General features: G+C 49.6%; 19 protein-coding genes. 7 read left to right on the top strand and 12 right to left on the bottom strand.

From position 1 onward, the window contains the following. Positions 1 to 10: 10 nt before the first annotated feature. The 4 genes from lon to tig all read right to left on the bottom strand — a co-directional run bounded on the left by lon (position 11) and on the right by tig (position 6,448). Positions 11 to 2,401: an endopeptidase La gene (lon, locus tag FYJ45_RS01960; protein WP_235930502.1), complete on the bottom strand. Its 2,391-nt coding sequence runs from the start codon at positions 2,399 to 2,401 to the stop codon at positions 11 to 13. A 216-nt stretch (positions 2,402 to 2,617) separates the two neighbouring features. After that, the gene (gene clpX / locus FYJ45_RS01955) at positions 2,618 to 3,892 is read right to left on the bottom strand and encodes an ATP-dependent Clp protease ATP-binding subunit ClpX (protein ID WP_154463206.1); all 1,275 of its coding nucleotides are present in this window, start codon (positions 3,890 to 3,892) and stop codon (positions 2,618 to 2,620) included. A gap of 327 nt (positions 3,893 to 4,219) precedes the next feature. Then, complete coding sequence (clpP, locus tag FYJ45_RS01950; protein ID WP_021636601.1) at positions 4,220 to 4,822, bottom strand: ATP-dependent Clp endopeptidase proteolytic subunit ClpP; 603 nt, start codon at positions 4,820 to 4,822, stop codon at positions 4,220 to 4,222. A gap of 309 nt (positions 4,823 to 5,131) precedes the next feature. Beyond that, complete coding sequence (tig, locus tag FYJ45_RS01945; protein ID WP_154463205.1) at positions 5,132 to 6,448, bottom strand: trigger factor; 1,317 nt, start codon at positions 6,446 to 6,448, stop codon at positions 5,132 to 5,134. A 435-nt stretch (positions 6,449 to 6,883) separates the two neighbouring features. On the opposite strand from tig, the gene FYJ45_RS01940 reads away from it, so the two are divergent. The 5 genes from FYJ45_RS01940 (at position 6,884) to FYJ45_RS01920 (ending at position 10,291) form a co-directional block, all read left to right on the top strand. Beyond that, positions 6,884 to 7,150, top strand: a complete 267-nt coding sequence (locus tag FYJ45_RS01940) for a TM1266 family iron-only hydrogenase system putative regulator (protein WP_154463204.1) — start codon at positions 6,884 to 6,886, stop codon at positions 7,148 to 7,150. Positions 7,151 to 7,224: 74 nt separating this feature from the next. After that, a complete protein-coding gene (locus tag FYJ45_RS01935) occupies positions 7,225 to 8,358 on the top strand; it encodes an ABC transporter substrate-binding protein (RefSeq protein ID WP_154463203.1) in 1,134 nt (377 codons plus the stop codon). 23 nt (positions 8,359 to 8,381) lie between these two features. After that, entirely contained in the window at positions 8,382 to 9,179 is a 798-nt protein-coding gene (locus FYJ45_RS01930; RefSeq protein ID WP_154463202.1) for an ABC transporter permease, read from the top strand. Positions 9,180 to 9,194: 15 nt separating this feature from the next. Beyond that, positions 9,195 to 9,797 carry an ATP-binding cassette domain-containing protein gene (locus FYJ45_RS01925; RefSeq protein WP_154463201.1) on the top strand — a complete coding sequence of 201 codons (603 nt, stop codon included), beginning with the start codon at positions 9,195 to 9,197 and terminating at the stop codon, positions 9,795 to 9,797. 290 nt (positions 9,798 to 10,087) lie between these two features. Further along, positions 10,088 to 10,291: an alpha/beta-type small acid-soluble spore protein gene (locus FYJ45_RS01920; protein WP_021638421.1), complete on the top strand. Its 204-nt coding sequence runs from the start codon at positions 10,088 to 10,090 to the stop codon at positions 10,289 to 10,291. Positions 10,292 to 10,398: 107 nt separating this feature from the next. Here FYJ45_RS01920 and FYJ45_RS01915 read toward each other — a convergent pair whose 3' ends face one another. Beyond that, positions 10,399 to 10,857: a CBS domain-containing protein gene (locus FYJ45_RS01915; RefSeq protein WP_154463200.1), complete on the bottom strand. Its 459-nt coding sequence runs from the start codon at positions 10,855 to 10,857 to the stop codon at positions 10,399 to 10,401. 59 nt (positions 10,858 to 10,916) lie between these two features. Continuing rightward, entirely contained in the window at positions 10,917 to 11,471 is a 555-nt protein-coding gene (locus FYJ45_RS01910; RefSeq protein ID WP_154463199.1) for a DJ-1 family glyoxalase III, read from the bottom strand. A gap of 243 nt (positions 11,472 to 11,714) precedes the next feature. Here FYJ45_RS01910 and FYJ45_RS01905 point away from each other — a divergent pair, with 243 nt between their 5' ends. Further along, positions 11,715 to 12,224 (top strand): CYTH domain-containing protein, encoded by a 510-nt coding sequence (locus FYJ45_RS01905; RefSeq protein ID WP_235930501.1) that lies wholly within the window; start codon positions 11,715 to 11,717, stop codon positions 12,222 to 12,224. A gap of 275 nt (positions 12,225 to 12,499) precedes the next feature. After that, positions 12,500 to 12,634, top strand: coding sequence for a hypothetical protein (locus FYJ45_RS31315; RefSeq protein ID WP_268890893.1), 135 nt, complete (start codon positions 12,500 to 12,502; stop codon positions 12,632 to 12,634). Between the two features lie 18 nt (positions 12,635 to 12,652). Here the strand turns inward: FYJ45_RS31315 and FYJ45_RS01895 are convergent, their stop codons facing one another. From FYJ45_RS01895 to FYJ45_RS01870, 6 genes are all read right to left on the bottom strand, one after another. Continuing rightward, positions 12,653 to 13,102: a glycoside hydrolase family 2 TIM barrel-domain containing protein gene (locus FYJ45_RS01895; RefSeq protein ID WP_195841610.1), complete on the bottom strand. Its 450-nt coding sequence runs from the start codon at positions 13,100 to 13,102 to the stop codon at positions 12,653 to 12,655. Further along, a complete protein-coding gene (locus FYJ45_RS01890) occupies positions 13,041 to 13,628 on the bottom strand; it encodes a glycoside hydrolase family 2 protein (RefSeq protein WP_195841609.1) in 588 nt (195 codons plus the stop codon). The genes FYJ45_RS01895 and FYJ45_RS01890 overlap by 62 nt, the downstream gene beginning before the upstream one ends. 464 nt (positions 13,629 to 14,092) lie before the next feature. Continuing rightward, the gene (locus FYJ45_RS01885) at positions 14,093 to 14,332 is read right to left on the bottom strand and encodes a helix-turn-helix transcriptional regulator (RefSeq protein WP_154463195.1); all 240 of its coding nucleotides are present in this window, start codon (positions 14,330 to 14,332) and stop codon (positions 14,093 to 14,095) included. A 39-nt stretch (positions 14,333 to 14,371) separates the two neighbouring features. Then, entirely contained in the window at positions 14,372 to 14,677 is a 306-nt protein-coding gene (locus FYJ45_RS01880; RefSeq protein WP_154463194.1) for an AraC family ligand binding domain-containing protein, read from the bottom strand. Between the two features lie 208 nt (positions 14,678 to 14,885). Further along, the gene (locus FYJ45_RS01875) at positions 14,886 to 16,031 is read right to left on the bottom strand and encodes a toxic anion resistance protein (protein ID WP_021638408.1); all 1,146 of its coding nucleotides are present in this window, start codon (positions 16,029 to 16,031) and stop codon (positions 14,886 to 14,888) included. 31 nt (positions 16,032 to 16,062) lie between these two features. Continuing rightward, the gene (locus FYJ45_RS01870) at positions 16,063 to 17,481 is read right to left on the bottom strand and encodes a 5-bromo-4-chloroindolyl phosphate hydrolysis family protein (protein ID WP_154463193.1); all 1,419 of its coding nucleotides are present in this window, start codon (positions 17,479 to 17,481) and stop codon (positions 16,063 to 16,065) included. Between the last annotated feature and the right edge of the window lie 429 nt (positions 17,482 to 17,910).

The following is a 17,910-nucleotide window of genomic DNA, read 5'->3' as shown; positions in this document are numbered from 1 at the left end:
CGGCCGCTTTTTATTTTTCTGCAAACGCGTGCCGGATTACCTCTTCCATTTTTTCCACCAGAATGATATCCAGGCCGCTCTTGATTTCCTTGGAGATTTCCTCCACGTCCTTTTCGTTTTCTTTGGGAACAAGCACTGTCTTCATTCCCGCAGTCTTGGCTGCCAGCAGCTTTTCCTTCAGGCCGCCGATAGCAAGCACACGGCCTCTTAAGGTGATCTCACCCGTCATGGCCACATTTGCCCTGACAGGAGTCCTGGTAATGGCGGACAGCATTGCCGTCGCCATGGTAATGCCTGCGGAAGGCCCGTCTTTTGGCACTGCTCCCTCCGGGATATGGATATGGAAATCATAGGCGGTAAAGGTATCCTCCGGCAGGCTGTATTCATCGCTGACGGACCGGATGTAGCTCATGCCCGTAAGCGCGGATTCCTTCATCACATCTCCCAGCTGTCCCGTAAGCCTGATTTCCCCTTTTCCGGGCATCATGTTCACTTCAACCTGCATGGTAACGCCGCCTACGCTCGTCCAGGCCAGTCCGCGCACAATACCGATATCGTCCTTATCATTGGCCTTATCCCTGGCAATTTTACGTTTGCCCAGATACTGCTCCAGATTCCTTCCGGTAACATGAACCGCCGGCTTTTTCTGCTCCAGCAGCTGTCTTGCCGCCTTCCGGCATATTTCCCCGATCTTTCGCTCCAACTCGCGGACACCTGCCTCGCTTGTATAGGAAAGTATGATTTCCCGCAGCGCCCCGTCGCTGATAGTCAGCTTCTTTGCATCCAGGCCGCTCTTTTCCAGCTGCTTTGCGATCAGATGCTCCCTGGCGATGTGGAACTTTTCATTGGCCGTATAGCTTGTCACTTCAATGATTTCCATGCGGTCCAGCAAAGGCCTGGGTATTTCCGCCGTGGAATTGGCGGTGGCTATGAACAGCACCTCGGACAAATCCACCGGGATTTCCACATAGTGATCCCTGAAATGGTTGTTCTGTTCACTGTCCAGCACCTCCAGCAGCGCAGAGGAGGTATCACCCCTGTAATCACTGCTTACCTTATCAATCTCGTCCAGAAGCATCAGCGGATTTTTCACCCCGGCCTGCTTCAGTCCGGTGACAATGCGTCCGGGCATGGCGCCCACATAGGTACGGCGATGTCCTCTGATTTCCGCCTCATCCCTGACGCCGCCCAGGCAGATGCGGACGTACTTTTTATTCAGGGATTCCGCCACGCTTCTTGCAATGGAGGTCTTGCCTGTTCCCGGAGGTCCCACCAGACAGATAATCGGGCTGTCTCCCCGCTTTGTCAGGCTTCTGACCGCCAGGAATTCCAGGATTCTCTCCTTTACCTGCTCCAGACCGTAATGATCACGCTCCAGAATCTGTTCTGCCCGCTTAATATCCGTATTATCTTTGGAAACCTTATCCCAGGGCAGCTCCAGAAGGGTTTCCAGATATCCTCTTTCCACGGAGGATTCGGCGCTTCCCTGTCCCAGGCTCCTGAAACGGTTGATTTCCTTCTGTATTTTTTCCTTGACCTCCCGGCCCGCCTTCAGCTTGTTCAGCTCCTGCTGGAACTGCTCCGCATCGGACATTACATTATCTTCACCCAACTCTTCACGGATATAGTTCATCTGCTCACGAAGCATATATTCCTTCTGGTTTTTCTCCATCCGGCCCTTGACCTGTTCCGTAAGCTCCGTCCTGATTTTGGCAACCTCGATTTCCTCATAGAGGATTTTCGCAAGCACCTGATAACGGGTTCCCAGATCGACAGCCTCTAAAACCGCCTGCTTTTTGTCAAAGGTAACAGGCATGCTTTCGATCAGTTCATCCATCAGCACACCCAGGCTGAAGGTGCCGTCAAAATGCTTCAGCATAGTCTTACCGATTCTCGGGAAGAAGGAACAGAACTCCATGAACAGCTCACGAAGATTGCGCATCATGGCTTCTTCTTCGATGGTGCTGCCCTCGGCAACGCCTTCCAGACGGAGAGGGGATTCCACAATTTCGATCTCCCCTACCAGATAATTTTTCTCTTCATCCGAAAAACCACGCAAAATTGCCCGGTCAAGCCCTTCTACAAGCACGCGCACCACATTTTCAGGCAGCCTGGTTACCTGTTTGATCTGGGCAAGACATCCCATATGATATACCTTGGTATAATCCGGATCATCCTCTTCCACATCCTTCTGGCCTACCAGGAAAATCCTCTGATCGCTCATCATAGCCTGTTCCACTGCCAAAATGGATTTTGTGCGGCTTAAGTCAAAATGAATCACCAAGCCCGGAAGCACTGTCATACCACGCAGCGCTACTGTGGGTACCTGAAGGACTCTTGTGGAATTTCCATTCTGTTCTTCTGAGGATGCATAATCTGTTATAATTTCATCCAAATTCATATTTCCTGCTTTTGTATTTTCTTCCATTTTGATTATCCCTATATCTTGGCAAGCAGCCGTACTGCTCTCTCTCCTTTTCCGAGCACGGCCGGCCTCATCTGTTTGTTTTTTTACTGCGCCCGCTGTCTGCCCTTCATGAAATCATCCAGCGCGCAGCAGCTGTTATATATTACCATAAACGCCGCCCTTAAAAAAGGGCGGCGTTATCTTAACCAATTACTGTGCTTCTCTATAATCTTCCAGCCGGCCCCCGGTTTCCCGATGGACAACCAAAGGCTCACTTTCTCCGTCCACGGCTTCTTTAGTGATAATGCACTGTTCAATTGTGTCATCGGAAGGGATGCGGTACATCACATCCATCATCACATTCTCCAGGATGGAACGAAGTCCTCTCGCACCGGTCTTTCTCTCCATTGCCTTCTCGGCAATTGCTTCCACTGCATCAGGCTCAAAAGTAAGTTTAACATGGTCAAAGGAAAACAGCTTCTGATACTGCTTCACCAGAGCATTCTTAGGCTCTGTGAGAATGCGCATCATTGCTTCCCTGTCCAGTCCCTGGAGGGATACATTCACCGGCACACGGCCGACAAACTCCGGAATCAGACCATACTTAACAAGGTCGGTAGGTGTCACCTCTGCAAGAAGCTCACCCATCTCCCTGGTGCTCTTATCAGCTATTTCAGCATTAAAACCGATCGATTTTCTATCCAGGCGCGTTTCCACAATTTTATCCAGGCCGTCAAAAGCTCCGCCGCAAATAAAAAGAATATTGGAAGTGTCAATCTGTATCAGCTCCTGATGGGGATGCTTTCTGCCTCCCTGAGGCGGAACGCTAGCAACAGTGCCTTCTATAATCTTAAGAAGCGCCTGCTGTACACCCTCTCCTGATACATCTCTGGTAATGGATACATTTTCGCTCTTTTTTGTAATTTTATCTATTTCATCAATATAAATGATTCCATACTGTGCTCGTTCCACATCATAATCCGCCGCCTGAATCAGCTTCAGGAGAATGTTCTCCACATCCTCTCCTACGTAGCCTGCTTCCGTCAGCGTTGTAGCGTCCGCAATTGCAAACGGTACGTTGATAATCTTGGCAAGTGTCTGTGCCAGATAGGTTTTACCGGAACCCGTGGGGCCGACCATGATGATATTGCTCTTCTGAAGTTCAACATCATCCGCATCCTTCTCTGCGGTCACGCGTTTATAATGATTATATACCGCAACCGACAAAACCTTCTTCGCTTCATCCTGGCCGATCACGTAATCATCGAGGAATTCCTTTATTTCCACAGGCTTCAGAAGATTGATGTCCATCGCTTCTTCCGGTGCTTCATCTTCATATTCTTCCTCAATAATATCCGCACAGATATCTACGCACTCGTCACAGATATAGACACCATTCGGGCCAGCAATTAATTTACGGACCTGATCCTGCGTCTTATTACAAAAAGAACATCTTATCTGGTCGTCTGAATTTCTACCTGCCATTTTTTTACCTCAATTTGTAACTGTTCAGTCCTTTCTCAGTTACTGCCAGAATCCATCTTAAATCGCCTTCGGCGATGGATTCAGGTACTCCTGCATCACTTTCTTGCCCTCAGCGCATTTACTGCGCCTGGCTGACTGAATAGTTATCCTTAATTTTCCCTTCAAAAATACTTTGCCAAAGTACAGCTGTCCGGTCCCCTGCGGCTGCAATACAATGCCGTATGCATCCATTCCGTCCTGCAGGGCGGACCCGCGGGGAACACTGAACATCTGCGTCAAAACTTACCGGATACACTGCCGCAAAGCGGCAGCATACCCGGAAAAAATTTATGCCTGTTTCTGGGCATCTGCTCTTGATATGATAACGCTGTCGATCAGTCCGTAAGCTTTCGCTTCTTCCGCCGTCTTCCAGTTATCCCTTTCGGTATCTGCCATAACGACTTCAAAATCCTGACCGGTATTCTGTGCAAGAATTCTTGCAAGCTTTTCCTTGGTCTGCAGGATATGCTTCGCAGTGATCTCAATCTCGGTTGCCTGCCCCTGAGTACCGCCGGAAGGCTGATGAATCATGATCTCCGCATTGGGAAGGGCCATTCTCTTGCCCTTTGTGCCGCCAGCCAGAAGGAATGCCCCCATGCTGGCCGCCATGCCGATACAGATGGTGGATACGTCACATTTTACAAACTGCATGGTATCATAAATCGCCATACCTGCCGTCACAGACCCTCCGGGGCTGTTGATGTAAAGATGGATATCCTTCTCCGGATCCTCGGCTTCCAGGAAGAGAAGCTGTGCCACAACCAGGCTGGCCGTGGTATCGTTCACTTCCTCCCCCAAGAAAATAATTCTGTCTTTCAAAAGCCTTGAATAGATATCATAGGAACGTTCCCCATGACTGTTCTGCTCAATGACATAAGGTACTAAACTCATTTTTCTGCCTCCGTTTCGCTTCTTAAGTTTCTGTGCAAATATGTGTTTCGGGAATGTACGGTCAAAAGTATATGGACTTAAACACACTCTATAGTATCGCACATACGTTTCTTTTGCAATAAGGCATTCATTTAATTAAGAAAAGTTTTATAACCTATTATAGATTATTTGTAACATTTCAGCCTTTGGCCGAACTGTTACTGCATCCGCCCATTAAAAATCGCCTTCGGCGAAGAACGGACGCCTGCTGCCGCCACGTTTTCTCACGGTTTACGCAGTGAATGCGCAAGCCCGCCTGAATTGTTACGATTATTCTTCACTCTTCGCTTTTTTAGCCTTTGCTTTTTTTTCCTTCGCGTTCTCTCTTACGAAATCAGCTGCCTTGGAAACTGCCAGGTCTTCCATGATCTGCTTCTTGCCGGCTTCTCCCATGATTTCCCTTACCTTATCGGCTTCCATCTGATAGGAGGCTGCCATCTTCTCGATTTCCTTATCGAAATCTTCTTCGGAAGCTTCAATCTTCTCAGCGGCCGCCACTGCTTCCAGCACCAGTCTGGACTGGATTCTCTTCAGAGCCTGAGGCTTGATGGATTCCACCATGCTTGCAGGAGTCTGTCCGGTGTACTGGCAGTACATATCCAGGTTCATGCCCTGCATCTGCAGTCTCTGTGCGAAATCATCAACCATCTGTCTCTGCTGTGTCTCGATCATGGCATCCGGAATTTCCATCTGCGCTTCTGCGATGATAGCTTCGATTACGGCATCCTCTTTGGCATTCTTGGCATCCTGTTCCTTCTTCTCGGACAGTTTCTTTCTGATGTCTTCCTTATATTCAGCCAGGGTTTCAAAATCAGAAACCTCTGAAGCGAACTCATCATCCAGCTCAGGAAGCTGCTTTTCCTTAACTTCCTTGATGCTTACCTTGAATACGGCAGGCTTTCCGGCCAGTTCCTTCGCCTGATACTCTTCGGGGAAGGTTACGTTAACCTCTACGTCTTCTCCGGCATTCTTTCCAATCAGCTGCTCTTCAAAGTTATCGATGAAAGAATGGGAGCCGATAGCCAGGGAGTAGTTCTCGCCCTTGCCGCCATCAAAAGCAACATCGTCAACAAAGCCTTCAAAGTCAATAACTGCAACGTCTCCGTCCGCAACCGCTCTTTCCACGGTCACCATTCTGGAATTGTTCTCTCTCTGCTGGTTCAGATCCGCATCCACCTCTTCATCGGATACTGTGATGTCGATCTTCTCCACTTCCACACCCTTATATTTTCCAAGGGTTACTTCCGGCTTCAGGGCTACTTCCGCTGTGAAAATAAAAGGCTTTCCTCCTTCGATCTGCGTTACATCTACCTTGGGGGAAGAAACTATTGTATCTTCGCACTCTTCCACAGCCTTTTCGTATGCTTCGGGAATCAGGGCATTGGCAGCATCTTCATAGAAGAATTCCTTACCGTACAACTGCTCGATCATCTTGCGGGGCACTTTACCCTTACGGAATCCGGGAATCTGAATTTTTCCCTTATTTTTCTGGTAAGCCTTTTCAATAGCAGCTTCCAGCTCTTCTGCCGGAACTTCAATTGTAAGCTTTGCCATGTTTTTTTCCAGTTTTTCCACCTGTAAACTCATTTTACTGCTTCCTCCTTGTATTTCACTTTCGTGATTCATGGTTCTTATCACTTATCGGCGTCGGTATGGGACTTCAAGACCAACCAACTTTTATCCTGCATAAACACAGGCTTTCCGGGGTATTACCACCCAATTTATGCCCGCCCGGCGCCAATGTCTCCGGGTGTTCACAGTCATTTTACGATTATAGCATAAAGTATTGAAAAATACTAGCTTTTTTTGGGTTTTTGTATTATAATGAAGGTCAGCCTGTGCGGGCGGCAATTTACATTCCCTTCCGGACAGCCTGTGTTACTTTAATAACTTTTTTCTGATACCAAAGGATTCCTGAAGTAAAGAAAGGGTGGCATAGCGAAACCTTACAAGCCTTCCCGGAGTCTGCCCGGGCGGGCTTTCTTAATCTTTAGAATTGAATCAGAAAGGAACCGATCTGTTATGGAAGAAAAGGTGGCAATCATCGGCATTTTTATCACGGACAACGCGGCCGCATCGAAGGTCAACGACCTGCTTCATGAATTCAGCGACTGCATTATCGGCAGGATGGGCATTCCCTACCGGGAGAAATCAATGAATATCATTTCCATCATAGTCAGTGCCGATCCGGGCCGCATCAGCGCGCTTTCCGGGTGTCTGGGCCGGATTGAGGGCATCACTTCCAAAGCCATGCAGGCGCAGGTCAGGCCCGGCCCTTCTCCCAGATAACGCTGGAAAACAATTTTCTGGCACGTCCAGTGCAGAAGAACCGGGCATAATTTTCAATCAATGGAGGAAAACTTATGAAAAAAATCTTATCCGTATTAGCAGCGCTCACGCTGACCGCTTCCCTGCTTGCAGGCTGCAGCGGCAAGGCTGCCAGCACACCGGCTGAAACTGCCGGCCAGGCGGAATCCGCCACCGCTGCAGAATCCACTATGGAATCAGCGGCCGAAACAGAAACTGTTTCCCAGCAGGAAACTACTGTGGCCGAAACAGAAGGAAGCCAGCCCGCAGAGGCTTCCGCCGAAGAAACCGCAGTACGCGTCATGGCGCTGAAGGGACCTACGGCCATGGGAATGGTACAGCTCATGGATACCGCGGAAGCCGGCTCTGTAGGCGGCAATGCTTATGAATTCACAATCGCAGCATCCGCTGACGAAGTGACTCCCCGGCTGGTACAGGGAGATGCGGACATCGCCGCCGTTCCCGCCAATCTGGCAAGCGTACTTTATAATAATACCGAAGGCAAAATCCAGGTGCTTGCAGTCAACACCCTTGGCGTGCTTTATATAGTAGAAAGCGGTGATACCGTGCAGACTGCCGCCGACCTGAAAGGAAAAACAATTTACGCCAGCGGAAAAGGCTCCACTCCTGAGTATGCCCTGAATTACATTCTTTCTTCCAACGGAATTGATCCGGAAGAGGATGTGACCATCGAATGGAAATCCGAGCACTCCGAATGCGTTGCGGCCCTTTCCTCCGGCGAAGGCGGAATCGCCATGCTTCCCCAGCCCTTTGTAACCACGGCCCAGGCCAAAAACGACAGCATCCGCATCGCCCTTGACCTGACCAAAGAATGGGATGCACTGCAGGCCGGCGCGGAAACGCCCAGCGCCCTTATCACCGGCGTAGTTGTGGTACGTACGGATTTTGCAGCAGAAAATCCCGAAGCAGTCAGCGCTTTCCTTGATTCCTATAAGGAATCCGTTGATTTCGTAAACGGCAGCACCGAAGATGCAGCGGCCCTTATTGAAAAATATGACATCGTTCCCGCCGCAGTTGCCGTAAAAGCCCTTCCCTACTGCAACATTACTTTTATAGAAGGAACTGAAATGAAAGAAAAGCTTTCCGGCTATCTTAACGTCCTCTTTGGCCAGAATCCCAAGGCTGTGGGAGGAAAGCTTCCTGCCGACGATTTCTACTACAGCAGATAACCATACCCTTAGGAGATTTCAGAATGCGCAGACAAAACAAAGCCATTCATCCTGACAAAAACAAAAAAAAGCAGACAGCGGATAACCGGCTCCGTCCCTGGGCGGTGGCCGTCTGGCTGGCAGTCTGGGAACTGGCCAGCCTGTATATCGGGCAGGAGATACTTCTGGTATCTCCTGTTTCCGTCTTACGCCGCCTCACCGTCCTCGCCGTCCAGTCCGATTTCTGGGGTTCCATCGCCTTCTCCTTTTTCCGGATCATAGGCGGTTTCCTCCTGGCATCCCTGTGCGGCACCCTGCTTGCCTCCCTTTCCGCCGCCTTCTGTTTTGTCCGCGACCTCCTGGCCCCCGCCATGGCAGCCATCAAAGCCGTCCCCGTGGCATCCTTCATCATCCTGGTGCTCATTTGGGTTCCCTCCCGGAACCTCTCCGTCGTCATCTCCTTCCTGATGGTGCTGCCGGTCATCTACACCAACGTCCTGGGCGGCATCCTCAGCACTGACCGGAAGCTGCTGGAAATGGCCCAGGTTTTCCGGATTCCGCTGTTCCGCCGCATCCGCTACATTTATCTCTCCCAGCTCCTTCCCTATCTGCGGACCGGCTTTTCCCTCTCTCTGGGACTATGCTGGAAAGCCGGCGTTGCCGCCGAGGTCATCGGCATCCCCAAAGGCTCCATCGGAGAAAAGCTATACGAAGCCAAAGTATACCTGGAAACCCCAGACCTCTTTTCCTGGACGCTGGTCATCGTCCTAATCAGCGTCATCTTTGAAAAGCTGTTCCTCCGCTTCATAGACAAGACCGTAGCCTTCATAGAAAAAATGTAAAGGAGAAAGATTCCTATGCCCGCCAATATCCAAATTACCGGACTTTGCAAAAGCTACCGGGACAAAAAAGTGCTGGACAACTTAAGCCTCACCGTCAAAGCCGGCTCCATCACAGCCCTGATGGCTCCCTCCGGCGCCGGCAAAACTACCCTCCTGCGCATCCTTATGGGCCTGGAGACCCCAGATTCCGGCACCATCCTGGGCCTTACAAACCAACGCATCTCTGCCGTCTTCCAGGAAGACCGCCTCTGCGACAACCTGAGCCCCGTATCCAACATCCGCCTTACTGCCGGAACCCACTTTCCCCGCCGCGCCATCACCGACGCCCTGGAAGCCACCGGCATCCTCTCCTGCGCCGCCCAGCCCGTCCGCGAACTCTCCGGAGGCCAGCGCCGCCGCGTCGCCCTCCTTCGCGCCCTTTTAGCCCCCTACGATCTCCTCCTTTTGGATGAACCCTTCAAAGGCCTGGACGCCCAGACCCGCCTCCAGGTCATAACCTACACCCAAACCGCCCTCCAAACCGCCGCAGACTCCCCCACCCCCAAAACCGTCCTCCTTGTCACCCACTCCCCCGAAGAAGCCACCCTCCTCGCCACCCAAACCCTATCACTCGTTTAAAAATTCACTTCCACCATTAACGCACTCCGCATCGCACTATATTTCCCCCTCTCCCTTCCCTTAATCCTTTCCCACACCTTAAATTTTAAAAAATCATTTCCCAATAATTGTCATAATAATTAAATGAATTCCGCAAATAATAACATCAAGATAAGCGACGGAAACAAACGGAACGCCGACACGCAAGTTCAGACATCCCCCTGGATAAGCGAGCGGCACAACGGATGGAGCCGCTTGCTTATCTAAATAAAACAAAGAAAAAGAAACAAAAATTACGGAGGTGAATTCAAATGGCAAGTTCAAACAGATCTAATAGAGTAGAGGTCCCTGAAGCAAAGGCAGCAATGGATCGTTTTAAAACAGAGGTAGCTTCTGAATTAGGCGTTAACCTGAAAGAGGGCTACAACGGAGACCTTACTTCCAAAGAAGCTGGTTCTATCGGCGGAGAAATGGTTCGTAGAATGATCAGAAAACAGGAAGAGCAGATGAAATAACTCTCTCTGAATGCAGATATCCCGGCTTGCTTAATGCAAGCCGGGATTTTTTTCCGGAATATAAAGCTGTCGTAAAACACGTCATTCTTTCAGCCCTTACCGATTTTTCAGTTTCCCGCAGGTGCCATAATCTGGATTTTTTCCTGGGAGGCCGTCTTTTTTTTCTTTTTCAGCTCATCCATCAGATACTGAATGACGTCCTTTCTTGTAACAATACCTATAAATACCTTATCATCATCCACCACCGGGACAAAATTCTGATGCATCACCTTATCCAAAAGGCCTTCCATATCCACATTCACATGCACCGGCTTATTATCCCGATTACGTATCATTTCCATGACGGAAATCTCTTCCATCTCATGAAGCTCGGGAAAGCCTTCCTTTTTCAGCTTCCAGAGCACATCTCCTTCCGTAATGGTTCCGATATATCTTCCCTCGGAGGAAAGCAGGGGAACAGCCGCATACCCGTGGTGCTCCATTTTTTCCAGCACCTGTCGGAGACTGTCGTCCTCCTCCACATAAGCCACGTCGCTTTTAGGGGTAAGAAAAAATAAAATATTCATTTGCTGCTAATACTCCCTTTTCCGTAACTGCCGGGTGTCCTTCAGTTACCTATTCTTTCTTATCTTGTGTATACAATCTTCTCTGCAAGCGCATCCGCCGCATTTTTTCCCTGGAACAGCTCCACTATAGCCAGCCCGAAGGGAATTGCGCATCCCATTCCCCGGCCAGTAACCACATTCCCGTCCACCTCGGCCGAACCGTGGGTAACCACGGAACCTTCCAGATGGCACTCAAAATCAGGGAACGAGGTTGCCCTTCTGCCCTTCAGATAGCCTCTGTGACCGAAAATACTGGGTGCCGCACAGACTGCAGCCACATATTTATTCTCTGACGCATAAAACTCATCCAGCTTTTCCATCAGTTCCTGACAGTTCTCCAGGTTCTTAGTCCCCGGCATCCCGCCCGGGAGCACCAGCATGTCCAGCCCGCCGAAATCAACTTCGGAAAATACCTTGTCCATTTTTACAGTAATACTATGGGAACCCGTGACCTCCCGGCCGCCGGTCACTGAAATCATATCGATTTCAAGTCCGGCCCTTCTGGCCAGATCCACCACAGTTAAAGCCTCAACCTCTTCATAACCCTCCGCAAAAAAAATACCGATTCTGCTCATTATTCACACTCCAATCCCGAACTCAATATGTTCAACTATGTTTTTTACCTACTCTTTGTGCCCTTGTTCATTGTACCAAAAATCCGGCCAATATCCAATAAAAAAACTGTGAATATTTCCTTAATTTTGTTTACATTATTTGTGTTCGGACCCACCGTATGCTAAACTGGAGACAGGCGGGCTGTACTGGCCCGCCGCTGACACAGGGCCCGCCCGGTAAGCGGGAGAAAAGAGGTATTTATCATGGAAATAGAACGGAAATTCACCGTACGCAGCATCCCGGGGAATCTCTCACAATATCCGCACCATCTCATTGAGCAGGGTTATTTGAATACGAATCCGGTTGTCCGTGTCCGCCGGGAGGACGACACCTGTTATCTTACCTACAAGGGCAAAGGCCTTATGGCAAGGGAGGAATACAATCTTCCCCTGAATGAAGAAGCCTACCGCCATTTAATTCAAAAGGCGGACGGCAATATCATAGGCAAACGCCGTTATCTCATCCCACTGGAGCCCTATACGATTGAGCTGGATGTTTTCCTCGAACCTTTCACACCGCTTGTTATCGCAGAAGTAGAATTTCCTACGGAAGAAGAGGCCAACGCTTTTATTCCTCCTGACTGGTTTCTTGAAGACGTAACCTGCAATCCTGCCTACCATAATTCCACACTCAGCTCCATTCCTGAAAATGAACTCAAGGAAGCGCTGAAAAAATACGAAGAAAGGCAGAAAACAACTGTGGAAGAAATATGACAAAACTAAAAAGGCTCTTGCAGACGTTCTCGCCCACCAAATGACCCACGCGGAAACCCACCAGCGGATCTATCAGAACAGCACGGGCCCCTCATCCATTCCCATATGGTTTGATGAGGGGCTGGCTGTGCAGAACGACTACCGCGAGCCGTACAGCAATGAAACCTGGCTGAAGCTGACGGACAACGGACAGAATATCCCGTCCCTTTCCGAATACGGTTCCGGAGAAACCTTCTTTTCCGGTAGCACGGAGGACAGAAGGGCCAGATACTGCCTTGCGGGACATGAGGTATCAAAATGGCTGGAAAAGAATTCTGGACGGAACACTGATGAAAAAGGATCAGACCATATCCGCCTTTACTGCCAAAGCCATCAACATGCTGGTGAAGCAGGGACTTCATTTTTCCTAGCCACTGCGCGTTCCATCCTCACCGCTTCAAAAATAACGGAAAATATAACGGCTGATACCAGCTGGAATACATGTTAAAGGATACAATGTCAGGAAGATCCAGACTGATATCCGTAAAATGGCGGCAGGTAGCCGAGGTAGTGGGCCGGGAGGCATCCATGCTCTTTATCTGCGCATACTGCCTGGCATATTTTTCCCTCCCCTCTTCTGTTTCGCTTGCACATTCATTTAAAATTCCCCAGATAATAATAGAAGGATGGTTGTAATGATTTTCAATCATTTCCCGGATACAGTCTTCACACTGCCTGTCAAAATTGGGATTCTGCATGCTTTCAAGCCCCAGTCCACGGGCATGATTTTCCTCCCAGACCAGGATTCCCCGTTCATCACACAGATCCAGGAATCTTTCATCGTTGGGATAGTGGCAGGTTCTCAGCGCATTCGCTCCCGCCTCCTGCATCAGATCCATATCCTGCGCCATAAGCTGAAGCGGGATTGCACAGCCCGGAAGCATAATCCTCATGGCGGTTAAAGCCCTTCAAATACACAGCCTCGCCGTTTACCATGATTTTGGAACCGTCCAGGGTTACTGTCCTGAAGCCCACCCGTTCAATCAAATCATCCGCTGGCTCTCCGTTTACCGACAACACTGCCTGAAGAAAGTAGAGAGCGGGCTGCGCATTGGACCATGCCTGCACTTCGTCAAATTCCATAGCAAAAACCAGACGTTCTTTACAGCCGCCGCCCACTGTCACCGTCTTTTCCATACAGCATCCGGCCAGCTTAACCTCCACGCTGATCTCCATTTCCCGTCCGCTCACATTGCATACGAATACTTCTGTTTCAGCGCTCCAGCGGCCGCATGTAAGCTGCGGCGTAATTTCCACATCTGCAATCACTGCCGAAAAAGGAGTGAAGGCATTGTAATGGCTGACAATCGCCTTCCCATCAAAAGAAACGTCAGCCGTATGGAAATATGAAAAGTGCTTTTGCACCTTCCCTCTGCGCTTACCTGCTTCAATTCCATGGGTTCCACATTGCTGCAGATAAATGCTTCATCCGCTTTTAATTTTATGTTTTCTAGACTGATATTTTTCAGCTTATGCTCGGGCAGGCCCTTGATTTAAATTCCGACAGCAGCGCCGTTTCCTCACACCTTTCCCCGCAGCCGCAATATCGGTACAATCCTTCACATAAATAAACGGAGAATAATTATAGATCGCCCCTGAAAACCAGTCTCCCTCCGACACCGCCACCACGCCCTGGCACAGGCGTCAACCGCTGCCTGAACCGCCTGAAGCTCTCTGTGCTTAAATCATTTACATTCCATATTTCATCCATATTCTTTTCACCTTCCCGCAGATATACCATTATAAGCGCTGCGCAGCGAAAAAACATACAGATATTGCGGATATAAAAAAAGGGACAGCAGATATTGCTAAACAACCGCGCTTATCTTTCAGCGCATTGATTCCTTCCTTTTTCTGAACTGTGTGGGAGCCATGCCATATGCCTTTTTAAAAACACGGGACAGATTCAGAGATGAAGAAAAGCCTGTTTCCCGCGCAATTTCCTCCATGCTGTATCCGGTATCCATCAGCAGACTGTGGGCCTTTGACAGCCGCACATTATTCAGATATTCCAGCATGGTAGCCCCGGTAATCTCCTTAAAGGTATGGCACAGATGATATTTGTTCACATTGCACGCCCGGCTATCTCCTCCAACCCCGGATTCTCCCTATAATGCTGATTTATGTAGGTAAGCGCCGTCCTGATCTGTCTCACTGAAGTTCAATACAAACCGCTCATAATATTCAGCATCCCGGCTCTGTGCATAATGGATGTCAAATGGCCTGAGAACAGCCATGTCCCCCCGTTCCAGGGTGAAGCATATGTTATCATAAAACAGATAACGCTTTCCTCCCAGCATCAGAAAAATTTCATAGCCGTCATGATAATGCTGCACCGGCATATCATGCTTTTCCATATTCCTTAAATACTGGATATAAATATCATCATGGGGCGAAAATGCTTTTCGTTTCAAGCGCCTCCCTGCCTTCCACCGCAGTCCGATTATACAGAATATTTTCTAATCATAGGATGTATTTTCCACGGATATAAAGAAGCGGCACGGCATAGCCAAATGCTATTCCGTGCCGCCTGAAACACTCATAATTTAAAAGGATATCTGTTCAATACCCTCACAGTTATATTTCAAACTACTAAAGCCCGTTTCCTGCTTCGTCCGGCAATCAGCCGCTGATCTGCAGAAGCTTTGATTTCAGCTCGTTTTCCATACGGGCCATTTCCGCTTCCGCTTCCTGACGCTTCTGTCTGCCTTCCTGCTGGATGCGCATTACATCGTCCAGTGTGGAAATCAGGGATTCGTTGGTAATCTTCAGGGTTTCCATATCCACAATACCGCGTTCGGATTCCTTGGCAGTCTCAATTGTCGCCGTTTTCAGTGTGGCGGCGTTCTTGCGGAGCAGTTCATTCGTCATATCGGTCACCTGACGCTGTGCCGCAGCGGCCTGTGTGGAATGCTCCACGCCAAGGGCCAGAACCATCTGGCTTTTCCACAGAGGAATGGTATTCACTAAAGTGGACTGTATTTTTTCCACCATAAGGGTGTCGTTATTCTGTACAAGACGGATCTGCGGCGCCGTCTGGATGGAAATCATGCGGGTCAGCTCCAGATCATGAAGCTTCTTCTCAAAACGGTTGCACATGGAATCCAGATCCCTGGCTTCCTGCGCATCCTCAGGCAGGCCTGACTGCTGTGCCCTGGCGGTAATCCTTGCCAAATCACCCTCGCGTACTTCCTTCAGCTTCTTCTTGCCGGCCAGAATGTACATGGAAAGCTCTTTAAAATAGGTCTTATTCAGTTCATACATCTTATCCAGGGTAGCCGCATCCTTCATCAGCTGCACCTGATGGCCCTCCAATACCTGGCAGATCTTATTGATATTGGTTTCCGCCTTCGCATATTTCGCCTTCATCGCCGTGATTTTGTTCGCGGATTTCTTGAAAAGCCCGAAAACGCCTCTTTCCTCTTCCGCATCAAAGCTTTTCAGTTCTGAAACTACGCTTCCGAGAAGCTCCCCGACCTCGCCCAGATCCTGTGTTTTAACATTATCCAGGGCTTTTTCGGAAAAATCGGCCATTTTCTTCTGGGCGCCTGCGCCGTACTGTAATATCAGGTTGGAGTTCTTCAGATCTATCTGTTTTGCAAAATCGTCCACCATCTGTTTTTCTTCCACGGTGAGCATACTGTCGTCCCAGCCAGCCTCCTCCGGCTTCAGCGCAGTTTCCTGTTGCAGCACAGGCGCCGCCTTGTCCTGAAAAGGATCCAGCGTCAATGTTGGCGTTGCAGTAAAATCCTTGAATTCTTCACTCATTTTGTTATGCTCCTTTTATCTTTGATCAGTCTTAGCTTCCTGCCTTCATACCCGGTTCGGTCAGCCCTTCCTGTGCCAGCATCGTCTGCAGTACGGAAATATCCGTGGCAACATCCCATGCCGTATCCTCGAACAGGCTGTCCAGCAGATTCTCAAATGCCAGATTCAGCGTATCCAGCGTTTTCTCAATCTCCGTTTTGCCGTTTTTAATGTTTTCTCCCTGAACAGGCTGCCTGTCCAGTTCCTCATAAGCGTCCAGAAGCTTAACAGTAGTGGGAAGATAATACTCCATAAACTTATGGAGATCCGGAGCAAATTCCGGATGTTCCTTCACTCTCTGGAAAATTTTCTCGACTATCACCTGCATATGGGAAATTTTCCCGGAAATTTCCTCGCCCGGTATAGCATCGTTGCTTTTCTTAATCTGGGCGATATAATTATTTCCGGTCTCTATCATTTCCTTCACTTCATCGGAAAGGCCTCCGGTCTGTCTTTCCATCTCTATTGCCTTTTCTTTTTCCTGCTTCTGCTTGTCCTCAAGCTGCCTCTGCGTCTCCTCATACTGCTTATAGGTTTCATGGCTGACAATCAGACAGGTCTCCAGCCGATCCATGTGTCCCTGCTTAAACCAGCCGATTTTAATCAGCTTCTGCAGATCATTGCGGACAAACTTCTCATTTTTCCCTATATGCTCCGCCAGCTCCTTAACGCTGCAGTAGGTGCGCCCCTTCAGACCGTCCACATATTTACGGAACCGCTTCACCCTGCCGAGCATGGAGGTTCCCTTCCAGGCCATAATACTGGAACCGCCCAGAACCAGGGCAAGAATAGAAATGGCTATCGTCATGCCGGGCAGCCAGGTGCTGGCAATGCCCACAAGCGCAATTATCAGTATCCCCAACGCAGAACATCCGGCCACCGTAAAGCCCACCGCCGACAGCGCGGTGCCTCCGGCCTGCGCCCCGAAGGTCTTGGCAAACAGCGGATGCTGCATCAGGCTGTTCTTCGCTGAATTAAATGCATTCTGCACGCTGGTATTCTGAACTCTCTGCGCCGGACGTCCATACTGCCACTGTCCGGAAGCCGGGGTTCCATACGGAATACCGTTCTGGCGTCCCCAGGGTGCTCCCTGTCCCGGGGCGCCCTGCGCGGGATTTCCCTGCTGCCAGCCGCCGGCCCCGTTCTGATAAGGCCCTCCCGGATTAGACCCGGCCGGTCCTGCCGGCCCATTGCTGTATGGAGGACCCCACTGTCCGTTATTGTTCTGATAAGGTCCCTGATTTTCACCATAACCTATATTTTTCTTAATATTCCTGCTGATTGTGTCAAGCCCGTCCGTTACCGTGCGGCATATATTCTCATTCAGCCTTCTGAAGTCCTGCGACTTGACTGCATCATCCACCATGTCCCTGATATTATTCCCCAGGTCCGTCCAATCTTTATCACTCATTTTATTCTCCCTGTCTCTATCAGTGCCCCTCACGATAAACGTATGGATAAATTATATATGATATACCCCAAAAAATCAACGAAACCATATCTTAAATTCCTAATGTTTTTCTTAAGATGGGAGGAAGGTTGTGAACCATAGTCGGATGGGGCTGGTTTTGGGGCGGGGATGGGGGCGGGCGGTTCCGGCGGGGGGGATGGCGGCTTTGGGGACGGAGGCTGGCCGGAGGGGCAGGGGTTTTGAAAGTGGATTACGGAAAAATGGGAGATATTACTTACAGCGCCGCAGGTATAAAGTTCTGTCTGCCCTTTTGGCTTTGTCTGACGAACGAAGTGAGGAGTTCAAGCCATTTAGACAGCACTTTATACCTGCGGCACTGTTAGTAATACCCCATTTTCCCGACGGAACGCACAAAACCCCTGCCCCTCC

Origin of the sequence: Eisenbergiella porci, assembly GCF_009696275.1 — a bacterium.
In the GTDB taxonomy this organism is placed as follows: Bacteria; Bacillota; Clostridia; order Lachnospirales; family Lachnospiraceae; genus Eisenbergiella; species Eisenbergiella porci.
Note: the sequence above shows the minus strand (reverse complement) of the source record. Positions and strands in the feature narration are given on the sequence as shown.